Here is a 9,105-nt window from a genome sequence, read left to right on the forward strand (position 1 = left end):
TTTGCCAAAAAGGAGGGAACCTATTCATGTCTACAACTACATCCAAGTATGAGACGGTCATCGGACTTGAAGTGCACGTGGAATTGCATACGAAGTCTAAAATATTCTGTGGATGCTCGACATCCTTCGGAGCACCACCCAACTCTCATACATGTCCGGTCTGTCTCGGTCATCCAGGGGTATTGCCGGTATTGAACCGTCAGGCCGTTGATTATGCGATGAAAGCAGCAATGGCGCTGAATTGCACCATTGCTGATGTGAGCAAGTTTGACCGCAAGAACTATTTTTACCCCGATTCACCTAAGGCCTACCAAATCTCACAATACGATCAACCCATTGGCGAAAATGGCTGGATTGATATTGAAGTGAATGGTGAGACAAAGCGTATCGGTATTACTCGACTGCATCTGGAAGAGGACGCAGGGAAATTAACACATGTTGATGGTGGCTACGCATCTTTGGTCGATTTTAATCGGGTCGGCACACCATTGGTCGAGATCGTTTCGGAACCGGAGATATCTTCGCCGGAAGAAGCCAAGGCCTATCTGGAAAAAATACGTGCCATTATGCAGTATTGTGACGTATCCGATGTGAAGATGGAGGAAGGATCACTTCGCTGCGACGCGAATATCAGTCTTCGTCCGCATGGACAAAAAGAGCTAGGAACTAAAGCGGAACTGAAAAACATGAACTCCTTCCGTGGCGTACAGCGCGGACTGGAATATGAGCAGTTCAGGCAGGAGCAGACGCTGGACGAAGGCGGAACAATTGTACAGGAGACACGTCGTTGGGATGAAGCACAAGGTAAAACTTTATCCATGCGTGGTAAAGAACAGGCCCATGACTATCGTTATTTCCCAGACCCGGATCTCGTTACTCTTCATATAGACGAGGAATGGAAAGAGCGCATCCGTGCTTCGATTCCTGAATTGCCTGACCAGCGTAAAGCACGCTACACTTCCGAATATGGATTACCTGAGTATGATGCCCAGGTGATTACGTCCTCCAAGCCATTGGCCGATTTGTTCGAGGATAGCCTTCAATTCACCAAGGATGCCAAAGCAGTATCCAACTGGATTATGGGGGATCTACTCGGTTATTTGAACAGTGCCGGTGTTGAACTGTCGCAGGTTAAATTGACCGGTCGGGGCTTGGGTGAAATGATCGGACTGCTGGAGAAGGGAACGATCAATAGCAAAATCGCTAAAACGGTCTTCAAGGAAATGCTGGAAAGTGATAAACTGCCACAGCAAATTGTCGAAGAAAAAGGGCTTGTACAAATCAGTGATGAGGGTGCGATTCTTACAATTGTCGAACAAGTTGTAGCAGCTAACCCGCAATCGGTCGAGGATTACAAAGCTGGCAAGCAAAAGGCCATCGGCTTCCTAGTCGGTCAAGTGATGAAGGAGAGCAAGGGGAAGGCAAACCCTGGCCTTGCTAATAAGTTGCTGACGGAAGTGCTGAACCGCTAATGGCATAGATTTGACAGGGGCTTGTCTTTTAGGGACAGGCCCCTTTTGCATAGCCGCTAAGAATGGTTGGCGCGAACAAGCTTTAGAACCTGATGGCATTTTATGAGTTTCCTTAGGAGGGAAAACAGCATGGTTACCCTATGTTCATTGGAAGATGATGATATCGTCAGTCAGATATGGCGTCTACAGCATGTTGCCTATAGGCTGGAAGCTGAGCTGATTGGGTTTGATGAAATTCCTCCACTGATGGATACATTGGATACGCTGAGAAGCTGTGGAGAGTCTTTTTATGGGTGGCTGGAGGACGGTGAATTGCTAGGAGCACTGGCTGTGCAGTCCGAATCGCCCGATTCGCTTACCCTTACACGTATGATGGTTCACCCAGATCATTTTCGTAAAGGCATTGCAGATTCTTTAATGAAGCATGTTTTGAATGAATATCAAAATATCCCGTTGTTTATCGTCTCTACAGGAACTCTAAATACTCCTGCGGTGGCGTTATATCGAAAACATGGCTTTCGTCCCGTATCTGCGGCTGAGGTCGCTCCAGGCGTGGAATTAACTACCTACCATCTGCATAAGGTGGAATAGCATTGAGGTATCAAATTGACATTAAAAATGCACATAAGCCCACAAACCGCGCACCCGGAGTGGGAAGCACGACATAACCGGGAGGAGAGACTCGAATGAATAATCCGTGGATTATAGACGATTCACATATCATTTTACGGCTTTTACTGTCCATGCTTCTCGGTGGATTCATTGGGTTTGAACGCGAGCGTTCCAATCACGCAGCTGGTTTGAGGACTCATATTATGGTCAGCCTTGGTTCGACGCTGATTATGCTACTCTCCATTTACGGCTTTGCCGATTTTATTAAAGAAGCTAATGTACGCATAGATCCCGCTCGTTTGGCTACCGCTGTGATCACTGGCGTAGGCTTTTTGGGTGCAGGAACGATTATGTTCACAGGTAAATCCATTACCGGACTAACGACTGCGGCTTCCATTTGGGTCGTGGCTGCTATTGGCCTTGGGGTTGGAGCAGGGTTTTATTTCCCATCTATAGCGGCGACAGTGCTCGTATTTTTAAATTTATGGGTGTTTAACAAAGTTGAACTTCGGTATATGCGTGGACGCAAGCGCCATCTTATTACATTGTACGGATTGGCCTCTCACGGATTGCTGGATCAGATTTCGACTTATTTAGAGCAAGAAAAAGTGGAAATACGTAAAATAATGATTAAAGAACATGAAAATGTCCCATTTCACGAATTACATCCAGATCGGCAGAGTATGGAGGTTTCCCTAGAGGTGCTGGCCCGTCATGATTTTAATCCTGTACGTATTGCAGCAGATTTACGACAATGGGAAGATATAGCTGCAGTCTCTGTTGAGTAATAGGGTACCTTTTTTTAACAGTTACTCTTAAATCTGATTGGGGTACTATGTAAGCATTGAAATGTTTTTCAGCGGAACCACGCATGGGATTCAAAGGGGAGGATGGCATGAACTCGGAACAACCGTTACCGTCTGGAGAGGCTGGACAGCTACAAGCATCGGAACAGCTGGAACAACCCAGACAGGGGAAGCGTCTAAAATACGCTAAATTTCGCAAAGTGATTGCCATTATCATGGCGGCATTGTTACCCGGACTGGGACATCTTTTTTTAGGACTGTTTATCAGGGGGCTTAGTTTTATTGTATTGCTCCTGCTAGATATTTTTGCGATGCTGTATGTTTCCTCTGACGGCTTAAGGATCAACATTCCATTACTTATTTTGCTTGGATTGTTCATACCTGTTTTATATTTTTATAATGTATATGATGTCTTACAGTCTGCAGATTATATGGTTCGCTATCGACGTAAGCCTGATCGTTATGTACGAATGGATGCTAGAGGCCAGCAAAGTAGTCCTTTTTATGCGTGGGAGAGAGGCTTTGCTTTTGCTGTGCTGATGGTGGCAGGCGGTGGGCTTATGATTTTGTTTCGCATGAAACCTCGCTGGTTGAGCAATTTCTTTGAGGATTATGGATTCCTTACGCTGGCTATTTTATTAATGATGATCGGTTTATTCCTTTTTCTAAGGGAAGCCTTTCTGACCTTTAAGCGTAAAAAGTTGAAAGAAAGAGGGTGAAGCTGGCGTGCACCGTAAAATAAGAGTCGGGCGCTACACCTCTTCGCTTCTGTTGATGGCTGTAGGCATTTTGCTTATTGTAGATGTGTTTCAAAATACTGAATATATGCTTCAACTCCTCGTTTGGTGGCCCGTAATCTTCGTGCTTTGGGGACTGGAGTATCTAATTTTTTTTGCTGTGTACTTTCGGAAAGAAGGCAAGTCTGACAATGGAAGGCGATTCAGACCTGACCTAAAGGGGATTCTGTCCGCTTTGGTAGTGGCAGCCTCGGTTTTTATCGTGACCCAGCAAAATCATTATATGTATCTGTGGAATCGGGTCAGTCTCAATCTGACGTCAGCCTCTATGGATTTTAGCCAGGCTAAAGAGAATCGGTATGATATGGGTGGTGTGCTGGTACCTGTAACTATGCAGACGTCCGATTTAATAGTTGATTCAGTTAATGGTGATGTAACACTGATCAGACGACCTGTGTCCAATATAGAGGTACGAGGGACTCTATGGGTGGATCAAGCGCCTGCTGCCGAAGCGGACAAGATTGCTCAAGCTTCTTCACTGACTTCTACCGACGGCAAGACTATCCAGATTCGTCCGGAGGCACAGTCATACGGAGCATCAAGCAAACGTCAGCCCCGTGTGAACATGCTGATCACCGTGCCTGAGGACCGACGGTTCAATATGCAGATTAGAACCTCCAACGGGAATATTACCTTGAATGGAGTTGATGCTATTGACAGCATTAGACTCGAGAGCGGTAATGGAAATCTCATCGTTAATGACGCTATCGGCAATGTCAAGGGAGGCACGCTGAACGGTCAGGTTAAATTGCATCGGATTTCTGGAGATGTGGATGTGCGCACGAACCGAGGCGACATGCAGGCAGGCGATATTGAGGGAGCTGTCACACTACATACCATGGTAGGTGACATTCAGCTTGCTCGTTCGGAAGGAGATATCACTGTTGATACTCAGAATGGGGACATGAATGTGTTGAATTCTACAGCCAAGCTGAATGCTAATTCGCTTAATGGCTCTATCAAAGTGCATAGCGAACAGGTGGGCGGAGATTGGAAAATATACAGTGCTGTCGGTGATATCGTATTGGATCTTCCGTCGAATGGAGATTTTCAGTTAGAGGGTTCAAGCAGTTATGGTAATCTTCAATCCGATTTTCCATTTAAAATAGACAGTAAAAGTATTTCAGGCCAAAACGGGACAGGCAAGTATGCGATCAACGTGGAGGGCAACAGTAATTTAACCATTAAAAAGTTACTGATGCCGTCGTTACCCGACTTGGAAGATTCCGGGGGTACGACTGCGCCCGATACATCTGAAATCTCTCCGGCTGAACCTAGAGCTCCCGAGACAGATACCTCTATAGGAACATCCGGCGACAATACGGCGCGTTGACAAGAAACTTGAGTAGACCGTACAATGTGAGTAGGTTTAGAAGTAAGTTGTAAATAGATGCGTGGTAATTGATAGGATCGTAAGTAAGGGATAAGGCGGTGGACATATATGGCAGCACGCGTCCAGCATGCTTTGGAACTTCTAAAGAAGACAGGTGTACGCATAACACCCCAGCGTCATGCCATATTAAACTATTTGATGGAAACCATGGGGCATCCGACTGCAGATGAAATATATCGAGCGCTTGAGTCCAAGTTTCCAAGTATGAGTGTGGCTACGGTTTATAATAACTTAAAGATGTTTATAGAAGCGGGTATGGTACATGAGTTGACCTATGGAGATAACGCCAGTCGTTATGATGCCAATATTTCGGAGCACTATCACATCATTTGCGAAAAATGCGGAAAAATTGAAGATTTCAGTTATCCCTATTTGGCTGATGTGGAACGTCATGCTGCGTTGGAAACAGGCTTCGAAGTGCATGGACATCGTATGGAGTTACACGGAGTATGCAAAACTTGTAGTAACAAACAAACGTAACGAAACAAGGAATAGAGTTTTTTTGTGCGGTATGTATATATTGTAATGGATTGGAAACGTGAGCAATTCTCCGTAAGCGGGGATTTACCGCGTTTTTTTGTTTAAATCACTTTACTTTTGTTTCAAGTAATCTGTTGAGGTTACAAAATACGGAATTCAAAGTTCATACAATGGAGGTTCAATATTGGCCAGAAATCATTCCAGACGCCGCCGTAAACGTTCACGATTCAAAGGAGCGGCAAGCCTGCTATTATTTGCAGCGATTATATGCGCAATTACTGTCGTATGGTTTGGTAATCCCCTTCATGAGAAACCCGATTGGCAGGGCAGTGTCCGTCCTATTTTTATGCAGGGCAAGTTGACTGGGTATGAAGCTCAAAGCTCCGGCAAGAACATGCTGATGCCGCTTAAATTGGTGCAAAGTCAAATTGATCCTTCGGTTCGCTATGAGGATGACAGCCAAACCGTCATTATGGCGACGAGACAAAGCTTGCTCTATATGAAGGTTTCGAAGGCACAAGGGGAATTGAATGGTAAAACATATGCGCTGAGCGCAGCCCCCCAGGTGATCAGTGGAGAGGTATATATCCCGATAGAGGCTGTACGTGAAGTATACGGCGTTTCTATACACGAAGACTCTGTAACGGGTGCCGTTATCTTGATGAAGGCCGGCGAGAAGGTCAGGCTGGGTAATGTAGAAAAGAAGGATGGGCAACAGGATGCTAGAATTGCCTTACGTAAAGAAGCCTCTAGCCTATCTTTTATTTTGACAGATGTACCTCAGCGGACGAAAGTACGTATCTGGTCCCAACAGGGTGATTGGTATTTTGTGCAGTTAGACAATGGCTATGCAGGATACATTAAATCAGACCATATCGCTGAAGGAGAAGAGCTTGTGATTCCTTCGGTTAAGGACGATTTGTCCATATCGGAGAAGCATTGGGAGGGTAGACCAGTGAATCTCGCTTGGGAAGCCGTCTATAATCGCAAGCCCGATCCTTCCAAGTTTGATCCTATGCCTGGAGTAAATGTGGTGAGCCCTACGTGGTTCAGTGTCGTCGATCATGAGGGCACTGTAGAAAGCAAAGCGGATCCTTCTTATGTCAGCTGGGCACATCGCAAGGGTATGGAGGTTTGGGGGTTGTTGAGCAACAGTTTTAATCCCGAACTAACAACAGAAGCTTTGTCTACCTTTGAACGTCGAAAGTCGATTGTAGATCAGATGATTTCACTTGCTCAACAAAATGATCTGGACGGTATTAATATCGACTTTGAAAATGTTCATACAAAGGATGGCCCCAATGTCACCCAATTTTTGCGTGAACTTAAACCGATGGCTCGGGAACATGATTTGATACTGTCCATTGATGTTACGCCTAAATCTCAAAGTGAGATGTGGTCTGTTTTTTTGGATCGAAAAGCATTGGGGACTATAACAGATTATCTCATGGTAATGGCGTATGATGAGCATTGGGCGGCTAGTCCAAAAGCTGGTTCCGTCGCCTCGTTACCATGGACGGAAGCGTCAATTAAGCGAATTATTCGGGAAGATGAAGTGCCGTCTCAAAAAGTGGTTTTAGGTATTCCATTATATACTCGCGTGTGGTCCGAGACTCCCAAAGAAGGGAAGATTAAGGTCACCTCCAAATCACTTGGTATGGAGTCAGCAGCCAATATCATAGCCCAATTTAAGTTGAAGCCCAAGTTTAGAGCTTCCGAAGGCCAGAATTATGTCGAGTATACAGAAGACGGCGTAGTCAAAAAGATTTGGCTGGAGGATCAGGTATCTCTGAAGGCAAGAGTAGAACTTGCCAAATCGCTGAAGCTCGGAGGAATTGGTGTGTGGAATCGAAGCTTTGCAGATAAAGACGCTTGGATAACACTGAAAAAAATAAGTGAATAAGATAAAAAAATTACAATTGAAGAAGGAAGTTTCTTATTTATGTAGAAATGATCACATGTATCCAAATATCCAATTTGCGGTCATAGCCGCCTTGCAGGTATGGAGGGAGAAGTGCAGCTAACCAAATTAAACCTGATATATGATGAATTGTTGCAGGAGGATTCGATAGGTATTATTTCGTACAGAAAACCGGGAGAGTATTTTCACGGTTCAATGTTGTATGACTTTGATGAACTTATTCTAATTATTGGAGAAGGCACCAAGCCAGTCCGTTCTATTCAACACTTATTTATGAATGGTTTAAGATGCCAAGTGTTGTACGCAACGCTCAGTTGTCTGAAGGAATGGATTATCGCTGGTGAACAAGCCAACATTATAGATTATGTGCTAGAAGGGCGTATTGTCTGGGAAAGGGATGACAGGGTTCGTTTTTTAAGACAGGAAATTGTTGAGTTTAACGATCCACTGCGGGAGCAGAAGCGATTTCATGAGTTCTCCCGCTTTCTGGTCAATTACGTTCATGGTAAAAGAGCGGTGCGAGAAGGGCGGATCATTGACGCTTATCAAAGTGTTCTGAAAGCATTGGATCATTGGGCATCTATTGAACTCATTGAACGGGGGATTTATCCAAAGGTTCACTTATGGGTTCAGGTACAGCCTCTGGATCGAACAATTGACAAACTGTATAACGAACTCACATTAAGTACGGAAACCTTGGAACAACGGGTTGAACTAGTACTGCTTGCTTGTGAATTTTCAGTTATGTCAAAAATGGAGGAGTGCTCCTCTCCGCTATTCCGTATATTAGGCAGCAGACGGGAACCTTGGTCTATAAATGAACTTATTAACCATCCTGAGCTAAAGAATCTCCAATTGGATCTTACCGTCGTGCTCCGTAAACTGGTATATCGATCACTTATTAGAGAAACAGCTGCCGGGGATTTTAGGGATCGCGGGCAAAATCGTGAACTGCGTTACTCTCTTATTTGATGTACAGGGGTTGATTTGTCAGGAAGAAAGGTTGTTAAACCGACTTTTCTTCCTTTTTTTGCACATGATCTAGTATTTATAAATAGTTAAAAAATATAAATTATTAATTTAGGTTGACGAGTATATAAAATATGTGATAAGTTATAACTCGCCCCATTAAGCAGCATGAATAGTTTTGAACTGTTTAAAGCAGGATAAACGTGTTGCATCAAGCGGAAAAAATAAGTTTTCAAAAAAAAGCTTGACGAAAAATGAGGTTATGTGTTACATTATTTAAGTCGCCGCTGAGACGCGGTGGTGAAACAAAGTAAGACGTTATGTAGGTTTGATCTTTGAAAACTGAACAACGAGTGAGTAAAACGATTTTGCTTGCAAAATCAAACAAGAGATATTTTTATCTCGTCAGTTTCAACATGAGCTTATCGCTCTTTCTATAAACCAGCTTCGGTTGGTCTTTAATGGAGAGTTTGATCCTGGCTCAGGACGAACGCTGGCGGCGTGCCTAATACATGCAAGTCGAGCGGGGTTATTTAGAAGCTTGCTTCTAAATAACCTAGCGGCGGACGGGTGAGTAACACGTAGGCAACCTGCCCACAAGACAGGGATAACTACCGGAAACGGTAGCTAATACCCGATACATCCTTTTCCTGCA

Annotated in this window: 8 protein-coding genes and 1 rRNA gene; all 9 read left to right on the forward strand. The window is 44.4% G+C overall.

Annotated elements, in window-relative coordinates:
* Positions 1-26: 26 nt before the first annotated feature.
* Complete coding sequence (gene gatB / locus ACWA2B_RS17505; RefSeq protein WP_013311908.1) at positions 27-1,472, forward strand: Asp-tRNA(Asn)/Glu-tRNA(Gln) amidotransferase subunit GatB; 1,446 nt, start codon at positions 27-29, stop codon at positions 1,470-1,472.
* A 129-nt stretch (positions 1,473-1,601) separates the two neighbouring features.
* Positions 1,602-2,063 carry a GNAT family N-acetyltransferase gene (locus ACWA2B_RS17510; protein WP_029517189.1) on the forward strand — a complete coding sequence of 154 codons (462 nt, stop codon included), beginning with the start codon at positions 1,602-1,604 and terminating at the stop codon, positions 2,061-2,063.
* A 95-nt stretch (positions 2,064-2,158) separates the two neighbouring features.
* On the forward strand, positions 2,159-2,872 hold the full coding sequence (locus ACWA2B_RS17515; protein WP_029517190.1) for an MgtC/SapB family protein: 714 nt from the start codon (positions 2,159-2,161) through the stop codon (positions 2,870-2,872).
* An 83-nt stretch (positions 2,873-2,955) separates the two neighbouring features.
* On the forward strand, positions 2,956-3,609 hold the full coding sequence (locus ACWA2B_RS17520; protein WP_029517191.1) for a hypothetical protein: 654 nt from the start codon (positions 2,956-2,958) through the stop codon (positions 3,607-3,609).
* Positions 3,610-3,616: 7 nt separating this feature from the next.
* Positions 3,617-5,020, forward strand: coding sequence for a DUF4097 family beta strand repeat-containing protein (locus tag ACWA2B_RS17525; protein ID WP_449292465.1), 1,404 nt, complete (start codon positions 3,617-3,619; stop codon positions 5,018-5,020).
* Positions 5,021-5,128: 108 nt separating this feature from the next.
* Complete coding sequence (locus tag ACWA2B_RS17530; RefSeq protein ID WP_029517193.1) at positions 5,129-5,560, forward strand: Fur family transcriptional regulator; 432 nt, start codon at positions 5,129-5,131, stop codon at positions 5,558-5,560.
* A 184-nt stretch (positions 5,561-5,744) separates the two neighbouring features.
* Positions 5,745-7,463 (forward strand): glycosyl hydrolase family 18 protein, encoded by a 1,719-nt coding sequence (locus ACWA2B_RS17535; RefSeq protein ID WP_069012010.1) that lies wholly within the window; start codon positions 5,745-5,747, stop codon positions 7,461-7,463.
* Between the two features lie 111 nt (positions 7,464-7,574).
* Complete coding sequence (locus ACWA2B_RS17540; RefSeq protein ID WP_081317598.1) at positions 7,575-8,453, forward strand: nucleotidyltransferase-like protein; 879 nt, start codon at positions 7,575-7,577, stop codon at positions 8,451-8,453.
* Between the two features lie 455 nt (positions 8,454-8,908).
* Positions 8,909-9,105 (forward strand): 16S ribosomal RNA (locus ACWA2B_RS17545); the annotation flags it as partial.

This window comes from Paenibacillus sp. CMM36 (assembly GCF_053570945.1).

Excerpts from the sequence above, each read along its gene's own strand:
- ACWA2B_RS17530 (WP_029517193.1), top strand. The coding sequence starts at position 5,129 with ATGGCAGCACGCGTCCAGCATGCTTTGGAACTTCTAAAGAAGACAGGT.
- ACWA2B_RS17510 (WP_029517189.1), top strand. The coding sequence starts at position 1,602 with ATGGTTACCCTATGTTCATTGGAAGATGATGATATCGTCAGTCAGATA.
- ACWA2B_RS17520 (WP_029517191.1), top strand. The coding sequence starts at position 2,956 with ATGGGATTCAAAGGGGAGGATGGCATGAACTCGGAACAACCGTTACCG.
- gatB (WP_013311908.1), top strand. The coding sequence starts at position 27 with ATGTCTACAACTACATCCAAGTATGAGACGGTCATCGGACTTGAAGTG.
- ACWA2B_RS17515 (WP_029517190.1), top strand. The coding sequence starts at position 2,159 with ATGAATAATCCGTGGATTATAGACGATTCACATATCATTTTACGGCTT.